This is a genomic window from Pseudomonas sp. MWU12-2345, assembly GCF_023242385.1.
Taxonomy (GTDB): domain Bacteria; phylum Pseudomonadota; class Gammaproteobacteria; order Pseudomonadales; family Pseudomonadaceae; genus Aquipseudomonas; species Aquipseudomonas gingeri_D.
Genome location: NZ_JALLJA010000001.1, coordinates 596,584 through 618,433 on the forward strand (window position 1 = coordinate 596,584; position 21,850 = coordinate 618,433).

Genomic DNA, 21,850 nt, shown 5'->3' on the forward strand with positions numbered 1-21,850 from the left:
TTTGACGGAGGCAGGTTAACCAGCGACGATAGTTCCGAATATCAGATTAGATAGAACCCACAATCCCGAATAAGTGGATGATTACTCGTGCGTCACCCCACCTTCGACCTGGATGTACTGCGCACCTTTGTCACCGGTGTCGAGCTTGGCAGCTTCGCCAAGGCCGCCGAACGCCTGGGGCGCTCGACCTCGGCGGTCAGTGCCCAACTGAAGAAGCTCGAAAGCCAGGTCGGCAGCGCCGTGCTGGTAAAGTCGGGGCGCGGCCTGATCCTCTCGGCGGCGGGCGAATCCCTGCTCAGCCATGCCCGGCGTCTGCTGGAACTGAACGACGAGATCTTCAGCCGTCTGCAAGGCGCCCGTATCGAAGGCACGGTGCGCATCGGCTTGCAGGATGATTTCGCCGAACATCTGCTCAGCGACGTGCTGCGGCGTTTTTCCAGGGTCCACCCACTGGTCAGCCTTGAGGTCAGCATCGCCCGCAATGCCGAGCTGTTATCGATGATCGAGAATGGCCGCCTGGACCTGGCGCTGGCCTGGGAAGCCGGCGCCAGCACCCCGCACGCCACGCGCCTCGGTGAAACGCAGATGCACTGGATCGGCTCGCGCGAGTTGCCGGCGCCCTCTCCTGCCGACAGCCTGCCTTTGCCCCTGGTGGTCTTCGATGCGCCATGCATTTTGCGCAGCGCGGCAACCAAGGCCCTGGACCAGGCGCGTATCCCCTGGCGAATGGTGCTGACCAGCCCGAGTGTCAGTGGCATCTGGGCCGCCGTATCGGCCGGACTCGGTATCACTTTACGTACCCGCATCGGCCTGCCCCCTCAGCTTGCGCTGATTGAAAGCCTGCCGGCGCTGCCCACGCTCGGTTATGTCCTGCACCAGGCCGTGGCGGCGCCGACAGCGGCGGTACGACAGCTGTCCGAGTTGATCCAGGCAAGCCTCGCCGAACTGCGCTAACTGGCCGCCGCCCATTCAATTGCGTACCATCCGCCCCCTTCTTTTCGCCGCCGGTGCTGCCGGTTCGTCTTTCAGGTACGCCATGAAACCCCAACGCCTGCGCGCCGACGCCCTGGCCGGACTGACCACCGCCTTCGCCCTGCTGCCCGAATGCATCGCCTTCGCCCTGGTTGCCCACCTCAATCCGCTGATGGGCTTGTACGGCGCCTTTATCATCTGCACCCTGACCGCCTTGTTGGGTGGACGTCCGGGCATGATCTCCGGCGCCGCCGGGTCGATGGCCGTGGTGATCGTCGCGCTGGTGGTGCAACACGGCGTGCAGTACCTGCTCGCCACCGTGCTGCTGGGCGGGCTGATCATGCTCGCCTTCGGCCTGCTGCGGCTGGGCAAGCTGGTGCGCATGGTGCCGCACCCGGTGATGCTCGGTTTCGTCAACGGCCTGGCGATCATCATCGCCCTGGCCCAGCTGGAACACTTCAAGAGCGGCGAAACCTGGCTGAGTGGCAAGCCGCTGTACCTGATGAGCGGGCTGGTGCTGCTGACCATGGCCATCGTCTACCTGCTACCGCGCCTGACCCGCAGCGTGCCGCCGGCACTGGTGGCGATCCTTGGCGTGGGCCTGGCGGTGTACCTGCTCGACCTGCCGACCCGTACCCTCGGCGATATGGCGCATATTGCCGGTGGCCTGCCGGTGCTGGCCCTGCCGCAACTGCCATGGAACCTGGAAACCCTGCGGATCGTCGCCCCCTACGCGTTCCTGATGGCCATGGTCGGTCTGCTGGAAACCCTGCTGACCCTGAACCTGACCGACGAGATCACCGAAAGCCGCGGCTACCCGGATCGCGAGTGCGCGGCATTGGGCGTGGCCAATATGGTTTCCGGCCTGTTCGGCGGCATGGGCGGCTGCGCCATGATCGGCCAGACCGTGATCAACCTCAGTTCCGGTGGCCGCGGCCGGCTGTCCGGGATCGTCGCCGGGGTGATGATCCTGCTGTTTATCCTGTTCCTCTCACCCTTTATCGAGCGTATCCCGCTGGCGGCCCTGGTCGGCGTCATGTTCGTGGTTGCGCAACAGACCTTTGCCTGGGCCTCGCTACGGGTCCTGAACAAGGTGCCGCTGAATGACGTGTTGGTGATCCTCGCGGTGACCGTCATCACCGTGTTCACCGACCTCGCCACCGCCGTGCTCTGCGGGATCGTCGTCGCCGCGCTCAACTTCGCCTGGCAGCAGGCCCGGGAGCTGTACGCCGACAGCCATCTGGAGGCCGACGGCAGCAAGATTTACCGCCTCCATGGCACCCTGTTCTTTGCCTCCACGGCGCCCTTTCTCAATCAGTTCGACCCGGCCAACGACCCCGCCCAGGTGACCCTCGACTGCCGCCACCTGAACTTCGTCGACTACTCGGCCATTGCCGCCTTGAAGACCCTGCGCGAGCGCTACGAGAAGGCCGGCAAGCACCTGCAGGTTTTTCACCTGTCCGAACGTTGCAAGCGCCTGCTCAAGCGCGCCGGCGCGCACCAATAAGCCCCGCCGCGCAGCGCTGAGGCTCAGCGCTGCGCGATCAGGTGCTCGAGAAACAGTCCCGCGGCGACCGACAGCGCCTCGCGCGACCTCACACAGACACTGAGTTCACGGCAGGCCCAGGTCTCGTCGAGTCCGACCACCCGGGTCCCGCTCAGGTTGTAAATCCCCACGCTGCCCTGCGGCATGATGCCGATGCCCACCCCGGCCTGCACCATCAGGCACAGCGCGTCGTAGCTGGACACTTCCATGCGGATTTTCAACGAGCGGCCCAGGTCGTTGGCGGCCTTGATCAGCTGGAAATTGAGGTGGGTGCCGCTGCGCAAGGCGACGCATTCATAATCCAGGGTCTCACCGAAGCTGACCGACTCCCGCGCCGCCAACGGGTGATCGTCGGGCACCAGCAGCACCAGCCGGTCGCTGCGGAACGGGAAGACTTCGATATCCGCGCCATGGGGAAGACGGGTGAAAATGCCGATCTCGGCACGGTTTTCCGCCACCGCCTTGGTAATCGCCAGGCTCTGCTGTTCTTCCAGGCTGATATTGATCAGCGGGTACGCGGTCATGAAGGACTTGACCAGCCCCGGCATGAACTGGGTGATGGCCGAGATATTGGCCAGGACATGCACCGAGCCACGCCGACCATGGGAGTAATCGCGCATCTGCACGACGATTTCGTTGAGGTTGTTCAGCGCACTGCGGGCCATGAACAGCAGCGACAGCCCGGCGTCGGTGGGGGTGATGCCCTTGTTGGTGCGATTGAGCAGTTTCGACTCGAGCAGCTCTTCCAGCTCGCTGAGCCGCTTGCTCACCGCCGCCGCGGCGATATGTTCGCGCTTGGCGGCGGCGGCAATGGTGCCCTCTTCGATGACACTGACAAAGAGTCGCAAGGAGACGGGATCGAGCTTCATGGGCGGTACCGGGGCATACGGGCCTGAGTGGCGCCCATAGTACCCCGTCCGCTGCCGACTCAGAACGCCCCGGACAACAGATGCCCGGCGTTCGGCACCTGGGCCTTGAGGCCGAGATGTTTCAGCATCTGGTAGACCGTTGCCACCGACGCCGACAGCACCGGCTTGTCGAGACGATCCTGGACGATCTGGATCGCCGGCAGCGAGGGCATCTGCACGCAGCACGACAGCACCACGCCGTCGGCCTGGCCGATATTCAGCTTGTCGGCGTGGGCCACCAGGTTCATCGGGTCCAGGCGACCGACCGCCAGGTTATCGGAGACTTCCAGGCTGATGGAGTCGACCACTTCGATCCCGGCCGCCTCGATATAGTCGATGACCTGCTGGGTCAGGGGCTTCATATACGGCGTGATGATCGAGACCTTCTTGTATTCGAGCAGGTTCAGGCTGTCGATCAGCGCGCCGGCGGAACTCAGCACCGGGGCGTTCGAGTGGTTGCCGGCGACGGTCTTGCCCAGGCGCTCCTGGGAGACTTTGTGGTAACCCGCGCCCTGGCACATGATCGCCACCAGGCAGGCATAAGCCATGACATCGACCCGTGCATCGCTGAGCTCCAGCGCGCAGCGATCGCTGTCGATATCCATCTTTTTCAGCTCTTCGGGACTGACGTGCATCATGCGCATACGCGAGGAGTGGAACGTGAAGTGCTCCTCGGGAAACAGCGAGTAGCGCGAGGTCAACATCGCCGGGATCTCGGTTTCCATGGTGGTATTGGAACTGGGCACAATCTGGCCGATTCGGAAGTTTTTCATGGGTCGGTTCTCTATCAAGGGGGCGGATCAGTTGCCGCTGGTAAGTTGGACGCCTTTGGTTTCCTGCAGCGTGAACACCATGAGCGCGGCGATGGCATAGGAAACAGAGGCGAGAGAAATGGTCGCGGTGAAGCCGATCTGCGGAATCAGCACCGGCACCAGCTTGATCCCGGCAATGGCGCCGACCCGACCGAAGTTGAAGCAGAAGCCCGAGGCGGTGGAGCGGATGCTGGTCGGGAAGAGTTCCGAGTACCAGGCACCGAAGCCACTGAAGTAACCGGTGAAGAAACCCAGCAGTGCCGCCAGCGAACCCAGGGTAAGCACGTTGCCACTGGTGAACAGCAGCTTGCCGTCGGTCAATGGCATCAGGGTCGCCGAGTAGGCGAACACCGGCACCATGATCGCCATGCCGGCAAAGAAGATCGCGAATGCCAGGCGGCGGCCGATTTTTTCCGCCAGATAGCCGTAGGCCAGGTAACCGATGGTCGCGCCGATACCGATCCAGATCACGAACACCGGCGCCTGATCGATGCGCACGTTGAGGATGTTCTGCAGATAAGCCGGCATGAAGGTGGTGATGATCCAGTAGCCGTACATGCCCAGCACCGAAATGCTCAGGCCCAGCAAGGTCACTTTCAGGTACTGAGCCCCGAAGATTTCCATCAGGCGGCCCTTGTCGGCGTTACGCCGCATGAACTCGCGGTTGGCCAGCCAGACCGGCGACTCCTTGACGAACAGCCAGATGAACACCAGGGTGAAATAGGCCGGGATCGAGGCATAGATAAACAGCTTGCGCCATGATTCGGGGTTGCTGGCGTCGAGAAAGCTCCAGGCAAAAATCGCCGCCAGCAGGCCGCCGGCCGACCAGCCGGTCTGCATCACCGCAAAGGCCTTGGCGCGCCCGGCCGGCGGCCAGATTTCCGAGACCAGCGCCGCGGCCGCGGACCACAGGCCGCCGACGGCGATGCCGACGCAGAAGCGAAACAGGTTGAGTTGCCAGAGACTGTCGGCAAAACCGCAGAGCAAGGTGCCACTGCCATAGACGAACACCGAGAGCATCATGGTTTTCTTGCGGCCGATCTTGTCGGAGATATTGCCGAGGAAAAAACCGCCGATCCCGGTTGCCAGCAGAAACCAGGCCACCGTGGAGACCACGTCGTTCAGGCCGACGGAGAAGGTCTTGGCGATCGCCAGCAGCACAAAACCGAAAACCGTCGCATCCAGTGCATCAAACAGCCAGGCGGCCCATGAGCCACCCAGGGTGACATAGCGCTGGGAGCTGCTGAGCTTACCGTCAGCGTCTACCGGAACAGCATCGGCCGTGACCGTGGAAGCCAGGTTTTTCATGGAGGAACCTCATGGAGCCAATTTATTATTTTTAGAAGGTCGTCCACCAACAAACGACTGTTCAGGTGAAGCCGATCTTAATAAGGGCCCATTGAGGCGTATATCAGGCATTGGCGAGCCTGCCATCGCGGATGGCGATGGCAGATCGAAGCAGGCAGCAAGGGTCGTTTCATGCGGCACAACGTCGCTGAACGGCACACCGGCGTGGCAATACGCTACCCTCGGCGCTCTTGTGAATGTGGCGGAGCACGCAATGACTGACCGTGAAATCATCATCCCGGAATCCATGACCCTGATTGCCGAACGCGCGGGTTATGCACCTGCCGTAAAGGTCGGCGCCACGCTCTACTGCGCGGGCCAGGTGGGCCGCACGCCGCAACTGGAGGTCATCGAGGATCCCGCCCGGCAGTTCGCGGCGGCCTGGGAAAACCTGCGCCTGGTGCTGGCCGCCGGCGGTTGTACCTTCGAGGATGTGGTCGAGATGACCACCTACCACGTGCACATGTCCCGGCACATGGCGGTATTCCGCGAGGTCAAGAACCGGGTGTTCCCCAGGGGCCGGTGCGCCTGGACCTGCGTCGGCGTAACGGAGTTGGCCCACCCGGGGCTGCTGGTGGAAATCAAATGCGTGGCGGTACAACCCACAGCGAAATAGACGGATAGGGTTAGAATGCCGGCCCTTTTTCCTTGCCGGCACCGCCTGATGAACCCCGACGCCTTGTCCACCCTCCACACTCACCTGCTCACGGCCCTGGCGGCCGCCCCCGCGGAAACCCGGCGCCTGTTCCACGGCCGGGGCCGCTGCTGGCCGGGACTGGAGCAACTGACCGTCGACTGGCTGCAGGGCGTGGTGCTGGTGTCGCTGTTCAAGGAGCCGGAGCCCGAGCAACTGCAGGCCCTCAAGAACTTGCTGATGGAGATCAGCCAGTCACCCACTTGGCTGGCCAGCGGTGCACACACTTTATTGCTGCACCATCGTTACCTGCCCCTGAGCCCCGCCGAATGGCTGGTGGGCCAGGCCATTGAGGAATGGGTCATTACCGAAGGCGGCCTGCGCTATCAGGTCGACCTGGGCAAGAAACAGAACAACGGCCTGTTTCTCGATATGCGCTTCGGCCGCGACTGGGTGCGGGCCAATGCCCAGGGCAAGCGGGTGCTGAACCTGTTCGCCTACACCTGCGGTTTTTCCGTGGCGGCGCTCGCCGGCGGGGCCGCCCATGTGCTCAACCTGGATATGTCCCGCGCGGCCCTGAGCCGTGGGCGCGACAATCATCGCCTGAACGGCCACGACCTGGGCAAGGTCGGCTTTCTCGGCCACGACCTGTTCAAGTCCTGGGGCAAGGTCATCAGCAGCGGCCCGTTTGATCTGGTGATCATCGACCCGCCGTCCTTCCAGAAAGGCAGCTTCCTGTTGAGCAAGGATTACCAGCGGGTCTTGCGCCGTCTGCCGGAACTGCTCAGCGCCGACGGCCGGGTCCTCGCCTGTATGAACGATCCGGCCGTGGGTTCGGACTTCCTGATCGATGGCGTGACCCGCGAAGCGCCGGGCATGCTGTTCGAACGCCGCCTGGACAATCCGCCGGAGTTCCCCGATATCGACGCTGAAAGCGGGTTGAAGGCCTTGTTGTTCAAGCAGGGTGCTATCCTGCCGGAAAAAACCGAATCCACCGTTGCGTGAGGCTGTTGTGTCCAGAGGTATCGTTTTATCGGTGTTGGCGTCCTGCCTGTTCGCCATCATGTATTTCTATACGTCTCTGCTCGCGCCCCTCAACGGCGAGGAGATCTTCGGTTGGCGAATGCTCCTGACCGCGCCTTGCATGACGGTGTTCATGCTGGTATCCGGAGACTGGAAGCTGGTCCCCGCGATCCTCGTCCGAGTGCGGCAGCAGCCACTGCTGCTGCTCAAATTGCTGTTGTCTTCGGCACTGCTCGGTTTACAGCTTTGGGTGTTCCTCTGGGCACCGCTCAACGGGCATAGCCTGGATGTATCCCTGGGCTACTTCCTCTTGCCGCTGACCATGGTGCTCACCGGCCGCATCGTCTACGGCGAACGCCTGTCGCGGCTGCAGACCGTGGCCGCCCTGCTCGCCCTCTGTGGCGTACTCAACGAGTTGTACCGGGTCGGCAGCTTTTCCTGGACCACCCTGCTGGTAGCCATCGGCTATCCGATCTACTTCGTGTTGCGTCGGCGCAACGCCACCCACAACCTGGGCGGACTCTGGTTCGAGATGATGTTGCTGCTGCCGGTGGCGTGGTGGTTCGTACAACACGGCGAACAGGGCTTTGCCGTGGTCAGCCAACGGCCGGTGCTGTATGCCCTGATTCCCTTGCTGGGGGTGATCAGTACCGCCGCACTGATCTGCTACCTGTTGGCGAGCCGGATGCTGGCCTTCGGACTGTTCGGGCTGCTGGGGTATGTGGAACCCGTGCTGCTGGTGATCGTCGCCCTGTTGCTGGGGGAAAGCATCGGACCGGGAGAATGGTTGACCTACCTGCCGATCTGGCTGGCGGTGGCGGTATTGGTGCTGGAAGGGGTAAAGCGCCTGGTCAAGCAGCGGCGCAAGTAATCCAGCCGCAGCAGCGAAGCTGCTCTAGCAGGCCACGGTCGGCAACCACAAGCGGAAACGCGCCCCACCCAGCGGCGATTGCTCAGCGGTCAGGGTGCCGCCCTGGGCTTCCAGCGCCCGCCGGCTGATGGCCAGGCCCAGGCCAAAGCCGCCGGTGGCACGATCGCGACTGCGGTCCAGGCGATAGAACGGCTCGAAAATCCGCTCCCGATCCGGCTCGGGAATGCCAATGCCGTCGTCATCGACCCACAGCTCGCAACCTTCCGGGTTGACCCTGACGCCAATCTGGATCCGCCGCTCGCAATAACGCATGGCATTGCGCAAGAGGTTCTGTACCGCCCGCGCGGTCAGGCGCGGGTCCAGCACAAAACGGTCCAGCGAACCGTGCATCAAGACGTCCAGCACGGTGTCCGGGGCTTCCAGCTCCTCGTCGAAACTGCCGAGGATACTGTCGACGAACTCGTCCAGCGAGACCATGACCCGATCCGGCAATCGGGCCGGGTTCTGCAAACGGCTATAGGACAGCAATTCCAACACCAGCTCGTCCAACTCGCGGATATGCGCCACCAGCCCTTGCAGGCGCTCGCGGGACGCCGGCGGCAGATCCTCGGACAAGGCCAGGGCCAGGCCGAAGTCGAGGCGGGTCAAGGGTGTCCGCAGTTCGTGGGACACCGCGTTGAGCAAATCACGCTGCTGGTTGAGCAGGCCTTCGACATCGCCGGCCATGGTGTCGAACACCGCCGCCAGCTCGCCGATATTGGAGCGTGGCGGGATATTCGTGCGTTCGCTCAACTGCCCCTGGCCAAGGCGCCGAGCGGTCTGCTTGAGACGTTCCAGGTCGCGCCAGTGCGGGCGCAGCCAGAACAGCAGGCAGGCCAGCAACGCGGCACCGATCAGTACGTTCATGCTCCAGTACAACAGGTTCACGTCCAGCGGGTCGGGCGGGACTTGCAACGCCACCGCCCATTGCTCATCCAGCGGCGACACCGCCAGGGTCCGGGTGCCCCACTCGCCGAGGCGAAGCACATCCTCACCGCCGTGCAGGCGCTGTTGCTCCGGCGCGCTGAAGCTCGGGTCATCGACACGGGTCAAGCTGACCTGCAAGGGTCCGAAGCGCTGGTCCAGGCGCGTGGCCATTGCCGGCCACTGTTCTTTCGGTACCTGGCGAAACTGTTCGATCAGCAGGCTCTGCAAGCCCCGCGACTGGTCCATGTTGTAGCGCATGAAACGTTCGTGGAAGACCCCGATCACCAGCTCGGGCACCAGATAGATCGCCGCACTGAAGGTGACGATGGTGATCAGGTACAGCCGCACCAGGATCTTCAGCATGGTTTCAGTACTCCCATTCGGAGCGGCTGAACAGGTAACCCTTGCCCCAGACGGTCTTGATCTTGCGCGCCTCGCCGGCATGGTCGTCGAACTTGCGGCGCAACTTGGAAATCGCCACGTCCACCGAACGGTCGGTGCCGTTGAACTCGATGCCGCGCAGGCGCTGGAGGATCTGGTCGCGACTGAGCACTTCGCCGGCATGCCGGGCCAGCACCACCAGCAGGTTGTATTCGCCGCTGGACAGCTCCACCGGCTGTTCGCGCCAGGTCACGGTGCGTTCCGAGAGGTCGATGCACAGGTTGCCCATCAGGATCCGGTCGCTGGCCACCTGCGGATCGGCCAGGCTGCTACGGCGCAGCAGGGTCCGTACCCGGGCCAGCAATACCCGGGGTTCGCAGGGTTTGGTCACATAGTCGTCGGCGCCCATCTCCAGGCCCAGTACCTGATCATGGCTGTCATCACGGGCGGTGAGCATCAGGATCGGCAGCGTCGCCGAATCGGCGCGCAACAGGCGGCACACCTGCAGGCCGTCGAGGCCCGGCAGCATCAGGTCGAGGATCACCAGGTCCGGCGGGGTCTGTTTCGCCCGCTCGCGCACCTGGTCGCCACGGGCCAGCACATTGACCTGGTAGCCGTTGCGCTCCAGGTAGCTGGCGATCAATTCACTGAGGGCGCTGTCGTCTTCGACCAGCAGAATGTTAGGCATAGGTAAATTTACGAAGCGGAAAACCGTGAAGGATATACGCCTACGCACGTCCGAGAGCAGAAGCTTCACACTTTTTCACCAACGCCCTACATAGCTTCACAGCACCGCTTGACCACGGCCCTTAGCATGCGGGGGCCATTATTGGGACTCTGTTATGTTGAAGAAGCTGCTTGCCCCGCTCTGCCTGTCAGCCCTGGCGCTGGCCCTGAGCGCCTGTGACAAATCCGCGAATGCCCCGCAAACGCCGCCCCCGCCCAAGGTTCGGGTCGAGATCCTCAAGAGCCAAAGCCTGTCGATCAATAGCGAACTGAGCGGACGCATCGCCGCGCCGCGCATCGCCGAAGTCCGCGCGCGGGTGGCCGGCGTGGTGCTGCAGCAGGTGTTTCGTGAGGGCAGCGACGTGAAACAGGGCGACGTGTTGTTCCGCATCGACCCGGCGCCGTTCAAGGCCGACCTCGACAGTGCGGTTGCCAGCCTGCAAAAGGCCGAGGCCAATGCCTTCCAGACCCGCTTGCAACACCAGCGCTACCGCGATCTGGTGGAGAGTAACGCCGTCAGCCGCCAGGACTACGACAACGCCGAAGCCGCCGCGCGCCAGAGTGCCGCCGATGTCGCCGCGAACAAGGCCGCCGTGCAGCGGGCCCGGCTCAACCTTGGCTACGCCACCGTCACCGCGCCGATTTCCGGACGTATCGGCCGTGCGCTGGTAACCGAAGGCGCCCTGGTCGGCCAGAACGAAACCACCGCCCTGGCGCTGATCCAGCAGTTGAATCCGATCCACGCCGACCTGACCCAGTCGACCCGCGAACTGAATGACCTGCGCCGCGCCCTGCGCGCCGGGCAGTTGCAGCAGGTCGGGCAGAACCAGGCCAAGGCTACGCTGATCCAGGACGACGGCAGTGCCTACCCGCTGCCGGGCAAGTTGCTGTTCACCGATATCAGCGTCGACCCCGGCACTGGCCAGGTGATCCTGCGCAGCGAGTTCCCCAACCCGGACCTCGACCTGCTGCCCGGCAGTTTCGTCCGGGTCCGCGTCGAGCAAGCGGTCAACCGCGAAGCGATCACCGTGCCGCAACGGGCCATCCAGCGTGACAGCGCCGGGATCGCCCAGGTGCTGCTGGTGGATGCCGAACAGCGGATCAGCCAACAGCCGGTGCAGTTGGGCGCGGTGCAGAACGATCGCTGGATCGTCACCGACGGCCTCAAGGCCGGCCAACGCATCGTCGTCGAGGGCCTGCAACACGCCCGGCCCGGCGAGCGGGTGCAGGTCGACGACAGCCCTCTTCCCCTCGCCCAGTCCAAAGGACAGTGAGCATGCCGCATTTCTTTATCGACCGGCCGGTGTTCGCCTGGGTGGTCGCCCTGTTCATCCTGCTGGCCGGTGCCCTGGCCATCCCGCAGTTGCCAGTGGCCCAGTACCCCAACGTCGCGCCGCCCAAGGTGGAAATCTACGCCGTCTACCCGGGCGCCTCGGCGCAGACCGTGGATCAAGGCGTGGTCAGCCTGATCGAGCAGGAGCTCAACGGTGCCGATCACCTGTTGTATTTCGAGTCCCAGAGCAGCCTGGGCAGCGCCACCATCACCGCGACCTTCCAGCCCGGCACCAACCCGGAAATGGCCCAGGTCGATGTGCAGAACCGCCTGAAAGCGGTGGAGCCGCGCCTGCCCGCCGCCGTGACCCAGCAAGGCTTGCAGGTGGAAAAGGTTTCCGCCGGCTTCCTGCTGCTCGCCACCCTCACCTCCAGTGACGGCAAATACGACGAAAGCGCTCTCAGCGACTACCTGGCGCGCAACGTGATGAACGAGATCAAGCGCCTCGACGGTGTCGGCAAAGCCCAGTTGTACGGCGCCGAACGGGCCATGCGGATCTGGATCGACCCGCAGAAGCTGGTGGGTTTCAACCTGACCCCGGCGGATGTCAGCGCCGCCGTGGCCGGGCAGAACGCCCAGGTCTCGGCGGGCAGCATCGGCGCCCTGCCGGCGCGCCCGACCCAGGAAATCAACGCGGCGGTGCTGGTCAAGGGCCAGCTGAGCACGCCGAAGGAGTTCGCCGATATCGTCCTGCGGGCCAATCCCGACGGTTCCAGCGTGCGCATCGGCGATGTCGCCCGGGTGGAAGTCGGCAGCCAGGACTACCAGTACGGCACCCGCCTGAACGGCAAGCCGTCCACCGCCTTCAGCGTGCAGTTGAGCCCCGGAGCGAATGCCCTGCACACCGCCACCCTGGTGCGGGCCAAGCTCGACGAGTTGTCGCGCTACTTCCCGGCCGGGGTCGAATACAAGATCCCCTACGACACCTCGCCCTTCGTCAAGGTCTCGATCACCAAGGTGATCTATACCCTGGGCGAAGCCATGCTGCTGGTGTTCGCGGTGATGTTCCTGTTCCTGCAGAACATCCGCTACACCCTGATCCCGACCCTGGTGGTGCCGGTGGCGCTGATGGGCACCTTCGCCACCATGCTGGCCCTGGGTTTCTCGATCAACGTGCTGACCATGTTCGGCATGGTCCTGGCCATCGGCATCCTGGTGGACGACGCCATTGTGGTGGTGGAGAACGTCGAGCGGATCATGGCCAACGAGGGGTTGTCGCCACGGGACGCCACCCGCAAGGCCATGGGCCAGATCAGCGGCGCCATCGTCGGCATCACCCTGGTGCTGGTGGCGGTGTTTATTCCCATGGCCTTCATGCAGGGCTCGGTGGGGGTGATCTACCAGCAGTTCTCGCTGTCCATGGCCACCTCGATCCTGTTCTCGGCCTTCCTCGCCCTGACCCTGACCCCAGCCTTGTGCGCCACCCTGCTCAAGCCGATTGCCCCGGGCGAACATCACGCCAAGGGCGGTTTCTTCGGCACGTTCAACCGGCGTTTCGAACAGCTGAGCAATAAATATGAAGGCTGGGTGGTCTATGCGCTGAAACGCAGCGGCCGCTACCTGCTGGTCTACGGCCTGTTGCTGGTCGTGCTGGGGTTGTGCTTCATGCGCCTGCCCGCCTCGTTCCTGCCGGTGGAGGACCAGGGCTACACCATCACCGATATCCAGCTACCACCGGGGGCGAGCCAGAACCGCACGATCAAGGTGGTGGAGCAGATCGAGGCGCATAACGCCACGGAACCGGGCGTCGGTGACACCACCATGATCCTCGGCTTCAGTTTCTCCGGCAGCGGGCAGAACGCCGCCCTGGCCTTCACCACCCTGAAGGACTGGTCGGCGCGTAGTGCCAAGGACTCGGCGCAAGCCATTGCCGACCGCGCCAACCTGGCGTTGGGCGAGATCAAGGACGCCGTGGCCTACGCCATCCTGCCGCCTCCGGTGGACGGCCTCGGCACCTCCAGCGGTTTCGAATTCCGCTTGCAGGACCGCGGCGGCGTCGGCCATGAGGCGCTGATGAAGGCTCGCAGCCAGTTGCTGGAAGCGGCCGAGAAGAGCCCGGTGCTGGCCAATGTCCGTGAAAGCGCCCTGGCCGAAGCGCCACAGGTGCAGTTGGAGGTCGACCGCCAGCAGGCCAATGCCCTGGGGGTGTCCTTTGCCGATATCGGTGCCCTGCTCTCCACCGCCCTGGGCTCGAGCTATGTCAACGACTTCCCGAACCAGGGGCGCATGCAACGGGTGGTGATCCAGGCCGAAGGCGACCAACGCAGCCAGGTGGCCGATCTGCTGAAAATCAATGTGCGCAACAGCAACGGAAAAATGGTGCCGTTGTCGGCCTTTGTCCAGGCGCAGTGGACCCAGGGCCCGGCGCAACTGACCCGCTACAACGGTTATCCGGCAATTGCCATTTCCGGCGAGCCCAAGGCCGGGCGCAGCACCGGGCAGGCAATGGCGGAGATGGAACGGCTGGTAACGCAGTTGCCGACGGGGTTGGGCCTGGAATGGACCGGCTTGTCGTTGCAGGAGCGTTTGTCCGGTTCCCAGGCAACCACGCTGCTGGGGCTGTCGCTGCTGGTGGTGTTCCTCTGTCTGGCGGCGCTGTATGAAAGCTGGTCGATCCCGACTTCGGTGCTGCTGGTCGTGCCCCTGGGGGTGCTTGGCGCGGTGCTGGCAGTGACCTTGCGCGGGATGCCCAACGATGTGTTCTTCAAGGTGGGGTTGATCACCATCATCGGCCTGTCGGCGAAGAACGCGATTTTGATCATCGAGTTCGCCAAGAGTCTCTACGACGAGGGTCATGATCTGCTGGATGCGACGGTGCAGGCAGCGCGCCTGCGCCTGCGCCCGATCATCATGACGTCCCTGGCGTTTATCCTCGGCGTGGTGCCGCTGGCGATTGCCACCGGCGCCAGCTCGGCGAGCCAGCAGGCCATCGGCACCGGGGTGATCGGCGGGATGATCACGGCGACGCTGGCGGTGATGTTTGTGCCGGTGTTTTTTGTGGTGGTGATGAAACTGGTCAGCGGCACCACCACCACCACCACCACCACCACCCCGATCAATCCAGAGTGAAATCAATCACCACTCTGGCGGCCACATCGCCCTTTTCCAGCCGCTCGAAGACCTGGTTGATCGCCGACAGCGGCTGGCGCTCGATATCCGCCTTGACCTTGCCTTGGGCGGCAAATGCCAGGGCCTCGGCCATGTCCTGGCGATTACCCACGAACGAACCGCGTACCGTGATGCAATTGGCGACCACCCCGAACAAATCCATGGGAAAGTCGCCCGGCGGCAGGCCGACCAGGACGCAGGTGCCGAGCTTGCGGGTCATCGCCACCCCCTGCTTGAACGCCCCGAGCGACGGCGCGGTGATCAGCACCCCATGGGCGCCGCCGTCAGTGGCGGCAATCACCGCGGCCACTGCATCGTCGCCCTTGGCATTCACCACGGCGTCAGCGCCCAGTTCGGTGGCATGGGCCAATTTGCGCTCGTCGATGTCCACGGCACACACCCGCAGCCCCATGGCCTTGGCGTACTGGACCGCCAGATGGCCCAATCCGCCAATACCGGAAATAACCATCCACTGCCCCGGACGGACATCGGCCTCCTTGATGCCCTTGTAGCTCGTCACCCCGGCACAAATGATCGGTGCCGCCTCACAAGGATCCAGCGACGCCGGTATATGCGCGACATATTCCGGATCCGCCAGGATGTACTCGGCGAATCCGCCGTTGCGTGTGTAGCCACCAAACTCGGCTTGCGCGCACACGGTTTCCCAGGCCTGGAGGCAATACTCGCAATGACCACAGGCCGAATAAAGCCACGGCACCCCCACGCGCTCGCCCAATTGTACCGCGGTGACGCCGCTGCCCAGCGCCACCACCGTGCCGATGCCCTCATGCCCGGGGGTAAAGGGCAGCCCTGGCTTGAGTGGCCAATCGCCTCGCGCCGCATGCAAATCGGTGTGACACACACCGCAAGCTTCGACCTTGACCAGGATCATCCCCGGTCCGGCTGTCGGGACGTCCAGATGCCGGATAACCAATGGTTTTCCAAACGCTTCGACAACAGCCGCCAACATTTTACCTTCCATCGGACGCCCCTTCTTCAGAGTGGTGGTTGCTCGTCTGGCCGCTGCCAGGCAAACAGGAAAACAAATATCGACCGATCACTCAGGCCAAGCCCCTGACCGCCTCGATCATCTTGACCAGCACGGCCTGTGCATCGCCGTAAACCATGTTGCAGTTTTCTCCGTAAAACAGCTGATTCTGGATACCGGCATAGCCCTTGCCCTCCCCGCGCTTGACCACGTAGACATGATGGGCCTTATCGACATCGAGAATCGGCATGCCATAGATCGGCGACGACTTGTCGCTGCGCGCGGCGGGGTTGACCACATCGTTGGCACCGATCACCAACACCATATCGGTGTCGGGAAAGTCGCTATTGATATCTTCCAATTGGAAAATCAGATCGTAGGGCACCCCGGCCTCGGCCAGTAACACGTCCATTTGTCCCGGCATGCGCCCCGCCACCGGGTGCACGGCGAACTTCACCAGCACCCCGTGCGCCTGCAGCAATTTCACGAACTCATAGAGCTTTTGTTGGCCCTGGGCGACCGCCAGGCCATAGCCCGGAACGATGATGACCTTGTTCGCGTAACGCATCGCCACGCCTGCATCGCTTGCCGCTGTCGGCTTGAGCTCGCCCGAGATGGCGGTTCCCTTGCGAGTGGGCTGGTCGCCAAAACGGGCAAAGAGCACATGAGCGACCGAGCGATTCATCGCTTTTGCCATCAGCAATGTGAGCAGCACGCCAGCGGCGCCGACCAGCATGCCGGCGATCATCATCGCCGGGACCTGCAACACGAAACCCTCGAGGCCGACCGCCAGGCCGGTGAAGGCGTTGTAGATGGAAATGACCACCGGCATATCGGCACCGCCGATGGGCAGTGTCATCAACACGCCGAACAGCAAGGCACAGCCGAAGAACACGCCGATCAACCAGAGGACATTGCCCGGCGCACCACCTGCGTCTTGCATGAGCAGCATCAACCAGGCGCCCACCCCCAGGGTCACCAGCATCAACAGGGCGTTGATCAGTTGCAGCCCTTTCATGCGTAATGGCTTGTTCAGGCGACCGTCCAGCTTGGCCCAGGCGATCAGGGAGCCGGACAAGGAGATCGCACCGATCAGGGCGCCAAACAAGGTGCCCGCCAACGACGAGAGATCGAAAACCCGATGCCCGAACAACTCCATGGCGGCAATGGCCGCCGCTGCCCCGCCGCCCATGCCGTTGTAGATCGCCACCATCTGCGGCATGGCGGTCATGGCCGCCTTGCGTCCACTCCACCACGCCGCCCCGCCGCCCAGCAACAGGGCAAGGAGCGCCAGGCAGACGTTGACCGGCAGTTGCGGCCTGGCCGCTTCACTCACGGAAAATACGTAGAGAAAACTCACTATCACCGCGGCCAGCATGCCCCAGCCGGCCACATGAATGCCGCCCGCTGCCGTGACCGGCGAGGACATCCGCCACAACCCGAAGATCAATAAAAAGGCCGCGCCGAGATACACCAGCCCGATCAGCCATTGCGAAGTCATAATCAGCATGCTCAAGCCTCAGGCCTTTTCAGGCTTTCTGGTCGCGGAATGATGGGCCTTGCGCCGCTTGGGCTCAGGCGCGCTGGTCTGGAACATCGCGAGCATTCGGCCGGTTACGGCGTAGCCGCCTGCCGCGTTACCCGCCCCCAGCAAGACCGCGACAAAGCCTGCCGCTTGTTCGGCGACCGTCACCGCATCGAGTAATCCGATCAGGCCACCGACCACAACGATGCCATGGACAAAGTTCGAGCCCGACATCAACGGGGTATGCAAAATGGCCGGGACCCGGCCGATAATGACCCAGCCGGCGAAAGCGGCCAGCATGAAGATATAAAGACCGACGAAGCCAACACTGTTCATGAGCGCGTCTCCCTGGCGGCGTGGTCCGGTTCGGCATCGGCGTGGCTCGCTGGATCCATGAGCTGGCCGGCATGGGTCAGCACGGTCTGCGCCAGGATCTCATCGTCCCAGTCGATGTCGATGACATTGTTCTTCAGCATCAGCGCCAGCAGGTTGAACTGATTTTTCGCGTACAGCTGGCTGGCGTCCTGACTCAAGGATGAGGGCAAATTGAGCGGCGCCATCAAGGTCACCCCACCGACCATGACGGTCTGTCCGGGCACGCAGCCTTCGCAATTGCCTCCCCCTTCGGCGCCAAGATCGACAATCACCGCCCCGGGTTTCATCCCGGCCAGTTGCGCGGCGCTGACCAGGCGTGGAGAGGGTCGTCCCGGTACCGCCGCCGTGGTAATGACGAGGTCGGCCTGCTGGATATGTTCGGTCAGGACTTGCGCGACCTGGGCTTTTTCCGCTTCACTCAACTCCCGTGCATACCCGCCCTTGCCGCGCGCATCGATGCCGACATCGACGAAACCGGCCCCCAGGGATCGCGCCTGCTCCGCGGTTTCCGGGCGGACGTCGTAGCCTTCCACCACAGCGCCCAGCCGATGCGCGGTAGCAATGGCCTCCAGTCCGGCCACGCCCAAGCCAAGGACCAGCACATGTGCCGGACCGACGATGCCGGCCGCCGTGGTGACCTTGGGCAGTATCCGCGACATGTGCACCGAGCCCAGTTGTACCGCGTAATACCCGGACAACGCCGACTGACTTGAAAGCGCGTCCATCGACTGGGCCCGGGTGATGCGCGGCAAGCGCTCCATGGCAAAGCAGGTGATTTGTCGCTCCAGCAAGCGTTGCACCAGGGCCGGATTCTTTTGTGCATAGATGAAACACAGGAGCACCGCACCGGGTTTCAGCTTGCCGATGAGCTCCAGGGAAGGTGCCTGCACCGCCAGGACCACATCGGCCTCATGTACCAGTTGCCCGGCGCTGCTCAGGAACACAACGTCCGGATAGGCCGAGTCCGGGAGAAAACTCGCCTCGCCGGCCCCCGCCAGCATATGCAGCCTGGCGCCGAGTGCGCGCAATTTTGCACAAAGGCCCGGCACCAGAGCCACACGTCGCTCGTGCGGATGGGTTTCTTTCAGCACAGCCAGATTGACGTACATCACGCGCTCCATTGAAGGCGCCCGACCTGTGCCGGGCGCCGGTAATGTCTCCGGGCCAGGACTTCAGACGGGGGCCTGGGCCGAGACGTAGCGCACGAGCTTTTTATTGACGAACTGCTGGATGCCCATATTGCCGAGCTCACGGCCGTAGCCTGAGTTCTTGATGCCACCAAACGGCAGTTCGGCATCGCTCCAGCTGATGCTATTGATAAACATCATGCCGGTCTCGATGCGGCTGGCGACACGCTGCCCCCGGGCCAGGTCACGAGTGAACACCGAGCCCCCCAGGCCGAAGTCGGAGTCGTTTGCCAGGGCAATGGCCGCCTCTTCGTCAGGCACCCGGAAAAATAGCGCCACGGGGCCGAAGAACTCGTCGCGGAACGCCGGGTTGTCGGGTGCGATATCAGTGAGGATGGTCGGCGCCATAAATGCGCCGGGCCGATCGATCCGTCCGCCGCCGAGCAAAACCTTGGCACCGTGGGCAATCGCCGTCTGCACTTGCTCAAGCAGTTGCAACAACGCGGCTTCCGAGGACAACGGGCCCAGGGCGGTCTTTTCATCCATCGGATCACCGGGGAGCATCGCCGCGAGCACCGCCTGGAATCCCTCGAGGAACGCATCGGCCAGTTTGTCCACGACGATAAAGCGTTTGGCCGCGCAACAGGTCTGCCCGCAGTTATACATCCGCCCCCAGATTGCCCATTTGATCGCCAGGTCCAGATCGGCATCTTCGAGCACAATAAACGCGTCGCTGCCACCCAGCTCCATGGACGACGGCTTCAGGTTCTGTCCGGCCCAGGCCGCCAGGCTGCGTCCGGCGGCGACACTGCCGGTCAGGGCGACACCGCGGATACGCTCGTCGTCGACCACCTGCCTGGACTGCTCATGGGAGATCAGCAGGTTGGTGTACAACCCCGGGGGAGCTCCCGCATCGAGGAGAAGCTGCTCAAAGGCAATCGCGCATTGGGGCACGCAACCGGCATGCTTGATCACCAGCACATTGCCCGCCATCAAATGCGGACCGGCCACGCGAGCCAGCTGATAGAAGGGAAAATTCCACGGTTCGACGCCGAAAACCACACCGATGGGACTGCTCTCCATATGCGCTTCCCCCTCGACCGGGTGAAGGGCTTCCGGGGCCAGGAAGCGTTCGGCGTTTTTCGCATAGTAGGCCAGGATGTCGGCGCTGAATTTCACTTCGCCCCGGGCTTCATTGATGCGTTTGCCCATCTCCAGGGTGACCTTGCGGGCCAACTCGTCGAAGCGCGCATGCATCAGTTCGCCGGCCTTGGCAATGATCGCCGCGCGCTGGGCATAGGAGGTGTTTTTCCAGGTCAGGTAACACTGCGCTGCAGTGGCCAGCTTTTGCTCCAGTTGCTGATCGGTAAGCGTCTCGAATTGCGCGAGCAACTTGCCGTTGTAAGGGTTGATCGTCGTATAGGCCATAGCGGTTGCCTTCAATGAGGTTGAGTCAGCCAACGCATAACGGATCGGAACCATCTGTCACGCAGATCGAACACGCCGATACGATGTACCGTCTTGGCGGTGGCTGACCAGCCTCGGAATCTACCCATATGCCATTCACTCATCAGCGGCGTGTCTCCTGGAATAAAACCGCAGGGCGCCGGGCGTGCTTAAAGACGATCTAGATCGGTAGTTCTTTACATAGGTCAAATAAATCCCATCCCGGGCGGCGTAGCATCGAGAAATCGGTCCCTCAAAAACACCTCCTGTCGGGAATGTCAATCATGCGAGTAAGCCGATCGACCCAGGAACAATCATTGCCCCCATACCCTTCCAGCGCAGTACGTTGGCGCTGTCGTCCAGTCGTGTACCTGGTGGACGCCGACCTTGTTTTGCGCCGCAGCTTGCGCGCGGAGCTGGAGGCCCACGGCTATGCAGTCCAGGACTATTGCAACTGCGAAAGGTTTCTCGAGGGTTACGCCGGAGAGCAGGAGGCCTGCCTGATTGTGGATACACACCTGCCGGGAATAAGCGGACTTGAGGTGCTGAGCCGGCTCAGGGCCGAGGGTGACGAACTACCGATTATCATGACCAGCAGCAACAGCCGTGTTGCCACGGTCGTAGAGGCCATGAAAATTGGCGTCTGCGACTTTCTGGAAAAGCCGTTTCGTTACCAGGACATCCTGACCAGCTTGAACACGGCTTTGGTCATTCACAGGAAAACCGCCGGCGCCAAGGCCCGCCGCCAGTCCGCCCTTGAACATATTGCCACCCTCACGACACGCCAGCGTCAGATCATGGCCCTGGTACTGGCCGGCCAGCCCAGCAAAAATATCGCTGTCGACCTGGGGATCAGTCAACGGACCGTTGAAAAGCACAGGGCCTCGATCATGGACAGGACCGAGGCAAAATCCATTCCCGAGCTGGCCCGCATCGCCTTGGCAGCGGGTGAGCCAATACTTTGACCGCCGCGGGCCAGGCGGGCATGAAGCGCCCGCCGCCCATGTGAAAACAGCGCCTGCCGGCACCTGCCGCCGTTCTATATGCCTGGACTCTCGCTGGCCGCCGAGACCACCAGGTTATCGACAACCTTCAGCACTCCCGCAGTACCCGCCGCCGTCGAGCGGGCCATGTCGCGCTCGAGGAGCGATCCCACGGCGCCGGAAAGCGTGACCGCGCCGTCCTGCACGCGGACCTCGATCCCGTGGGCATCGATAATTGCCTTGCGCCTGAAGGCGGCTTCAATATCGGTCTTGATCGTATCCGAAGAGGCATGCGGCTTGACCACTATATCGTTGCTGATCCCCTTGATCCCCTGCAGATAGCGCACCGCATAGCCTGCCGTCTGGCGCTGATGCTCCGAATCCACTTCGCCGCCAAGCACCAGCCAGCCATCCGCCACACTGACCTTGACCTGCTGGTCGGCCAGCGACGTGTTCCATTGCAAGGCCGAGACCGCCGCCGCGACGAGATCACTGTCCGTACGCACATGCTGCGACGGCAGAACAACCTCGATATTGTTGATCAGATCCACCACCCCTGAAACATGGGTGACAGCCTGTTCGGCGTGCCATCTTTCGGCGTGGCTGGCGACATGGCCGGAAATCGTCACGATCCCGTCGGACACCTGCACCAGGATTTGCTCGGCCTTCAATGCCAAATCCCATTTCAGTTCGTCAAGTACCTGCTCTCGCAGTTTTTCATCCGTATCCATGTGACAGTCTCCGGATTTTCCAAGGAATTCACGCTGCTGGTCCGCTCG

At 63.0% G+C, this 21,850-nt stretch carries 19 protein-coding genes; 8 read left to right on the top strand and 11 right to left on the bottom strand.

Features of this window, described 5'->3' with window-relative positions:
- Positions 1-87: 87 nt before the first annotated feature.
- Positions 88-954, top strand: a complete 867-nt coding sequence (locus M5C71_RS02640) for a LysR substrate-binding domain-containing protein (RefSeq protein WP_248767132.1) — start codon at positions 88-90, stop codon at positions 952-954.
- Between the two features lie 82 nt (positions 955-1,036).
- Positions 1,037-2,479 (top strand): SulP family inorganic anion transporter, encoded by a 1,443-nt coding sequence (locus M5C71_RS02645; RefSeq protein WP_248767133.1) that lies wholly within the window; start codon positions 1,037-1,039, stop codon positions 2,477-2,479.
- 23 nt (positions 2,480-2,502) lie between these two features.
- On the opposite strand, the gene M5C71_RS02650 is transcribed toward M5C71_RS02645, so the two are convergent.
- Genes M5C71_RS02650 through M5C71_RS02660 form a run of 3 tightly spaced genes read right to left on the bottom strand, consistent with a single transcriptional unit; the run spans position 2,503 to position 5,546 of the window.
- A complete protein-coding gene (locus M5C71_RS02650) occupies positions 2,503-3,387 on the bottom strand; it encodes a LysR substrate-binding domain-containing protein (protein WP_177098925.1) in 885 nt (294 codons plus the stop codon).
- Positions 3,388-3,446: 59 nt separating this feature from the next.
- Positions 3,447-4,199: an Asp/Glu racemase gene (locus tag M5C71_RS02655; protein WP_103499078.1), complete on the bottom strand. Its 753-nt coding sequence runs from the start codon at positions 4,197-4,199 to the stop codon at positions 3,447-3,449.
- A gap of 27 nt (positions 4,200-4,226) precedes the next feature.
- Positions 4,227-5,546 carry an MFS transporter gene (locus tag M5C71_RS02660; RefSeq protein WP_248767134.1) on the bottom strand — a complete coding sequence of 440 codons (1,320 nt, stop codon included), beginning with the start codon at positions 5,544-5,546 and terminating at the stop codon, positions 4,227-4,229.
- Positions 5,547-5,799: 253 nt separating this feature from the next.
- Between M5C71_RS02660 and M5C71_RS02665 the strand changes: the two genes are divergently transcribed.
- Genes M5C71_RS02665 through rarD form a run of 3 tightly spaced genes read left to right on the top strand, consistent with a single transcriptional unit; the run spans position 5,800 to position 8,113 of the window.
- Positions 5,800-6,201 (top strand): RidA family protein, encoded by a 402-nt coding sequence (locus M5C71_RS02665; protein WP_248767135.1) that lies wholly within the window; start codon positions 5,800-5,802, stop codon positions 6,199-6,201.
- Positions 6,202-6,249: 48 nt separating this feature from the next.
- Positions 6,250-7,224 carry a class I SAM-dependent methyltransferase gene (locus tag M5C71_RS02670; RefSeq protein ID WP_248767478.1) on the top strand — a complete coding sequence of 325 codons (975 nt, stop codon included), beginning with the start codon at positions 6,250-6,252 and terminating at the stop codon, positions 7,222-7,224.
- A 7-nt stretch (positions 7,225-7,231) separates the two neighbouring features.
- Positions 7,232-8,113, top strand: a complete 882-nt coding sequence (gene rarD / locus M5C71_RS02675; RefSeq protein ID WP_248767136.1) for an EamA family transporter RarD — start codon at positions 7,232-7,234, stop codon at positions 8,111-8,113.
- Positions 8,114-8,137: 24 nt separating this feature from the next.
- Here rarD and M5C71_RS02680 read toward each other — a convergent pair whose 3' ends face one another.
- Positions 8,138-9,442, bottom strand: coding sequence for an ATP-binding protein (locus M5C71_RS02680; RefSeq protein ID WP_248767137.1), 1,305 nt, complete (start codon positions 9,440-9,442; stop codon positions 8,138-8,140).
- Between the two features lie 4 nt (positions 9,443-9,446).
- Positions 9,447-10,148, bottom strand: a complete 702-nt coding sequence (locus M5C71_RS02685; protein WP_103499074.1) for a response regulator transcription factor — start codon at positions 10,146-10,148, stop codon at positions 9,447-9,449.
- Positions 10,149-10,302: 154 nt separating this feature from the next.
- Between M5C71_RS02685 and M5C71_RS02690 the strand changes: the two genes are divergently transcribed.
- Both M5C71_RS02690 and M5C71_RS02695 read left to right on the top strand, forming a co-directional pair.
- Entirely contained in the window at positions 10,303-11,460 is a 1,158-nt protein-coding gene (locus M5C71_RS02690; protein WP_103499073.1) for an efflux RND transporter periplasmic adaptor subunit, read from the top strand.
- A 2-nt stretch (positions 11,461-11,462) separates the two neighbouring features.
- Complete coding sequence (locus tag M5C71_RS02695) at positions 11,463-14,588, top strand: efflux RND transporter permease subunit (RefSeq protein ID WP_248767138.1); 3,126 nt, start codon at positions 11,463-11,465, stop codon at positions 14,586-14,588.
- Here M5C71_RS02695 and adhP read toward each other — a convergent pair.
- The 5 genes from adhP to M5C71_RS02720 all read right to left on the bottom strand — a co-directional run bounded on the left by adhP (position 14,575) and on the right by M5C71_RS02720 (position 20,070).
- Positions 14,575-15,609, bottom strand: coding sequence for an alcohol dehydrogenase AdhP (gene adhP, locus M5C71_RS02700; RefSeq protein ID WP_177098922.1), 1,035 nt, complete (start codon positions 15,607-15,609; stop codon positions 14,575-14,577). The genes M5C71_RS02695 and adhP overlap by 14 nt on opposite strands.
- 79 nt (positions 15,610-15,688) lie before the next feature.
- Positions 15,689-17,125 (bottom strand): NAD(P)(+) transhydrogenase (Re/Si-specific) subunit beta, encoded by a 1,437-nt coding sequence (locus tag M5C71_RS02705; RefSeq protein WP_103499070.1) that lies wholly within the window; start codon positions 17,123-17,125, stop codon positions 15,689-15,691.
- A gap of 9 nt (positions 17,126-17,134) precedes the next feature.
- The gene (locus M5C71_RS02710) at positions 17,135-17,476 is read right to left on the bottom strand and encodes an NAD(P) transhydrogenase subunit alpha (RefSeq protein WP_103499069.1); all 342 of its coding nucleotides are present in this window, start codon (positions 17,474-17,476) and stop codon (positions 17,135-17,137) included.
- Positions 17,473-18,624, bottom strand: a complete 1,152-nt coding sequence (locus tag M5C71_RS02715; RefSeq protein ID WP_248767139.1) for an NAD(P) transhydrogenase subunit alpha — start codon at positions 18,622-18,624, stop codon at positions 17,473-17,475. Before M5C71_RS02715 ends, M5C71_RS02710 begins: the two co-directional genes overlap by 4 nt.
- A 63-nt stretch (positions 18,625-18,687) precedes the next feature.
- The gene (locus M5C71_RS02720; protein ID WP_103499067.1) at positions 18,688-20,070 is read right to left on the bottom strand and encodes an NAD-dependent succinate-semialdehyde dehydrogenase; all 1,383 of its coding nucleotides are present in this window, start codon (positions 20,068-20,070) and stop codon (positions 18,688-18,690) included.
- A gap of 392 nt (positions 20,071-20,462) precedes the next feature.
- On the opposite strand from M5C71_RS02720, the gene M5C71_RS02725 reads away from it, so the two are divergent.
- On the top strand, positions 20,463-21,053 hold the full coding sequence (locus M5C71_RS02725; protein ID WP_177098919.1) for a response regulator: 591 nt from the start codon (positions 20,463-20,465) through the stop codon (positions 21,051-21,053).
- A 74-nt stretch (positions 21,054-21,127) separates the two neighbouring features.
- On the opposite strand, the gene M5C71_RS02730 is transcribed toward M5C71_RS02725, so the two are convergent.
- On the bottom strand, positions 21,128-21,802 hold the full coding sequence (locus M5C71_RS02730) for a BON domain-containing protein (protein ID WP_248767140.1): 675 nt from the start codon (positions 21,800-21,802) through the stop codon (positions 21,128-21,130).
- Between the last annotated feature and the right edge of the window lie 48 nt (positions 21,803-21,850).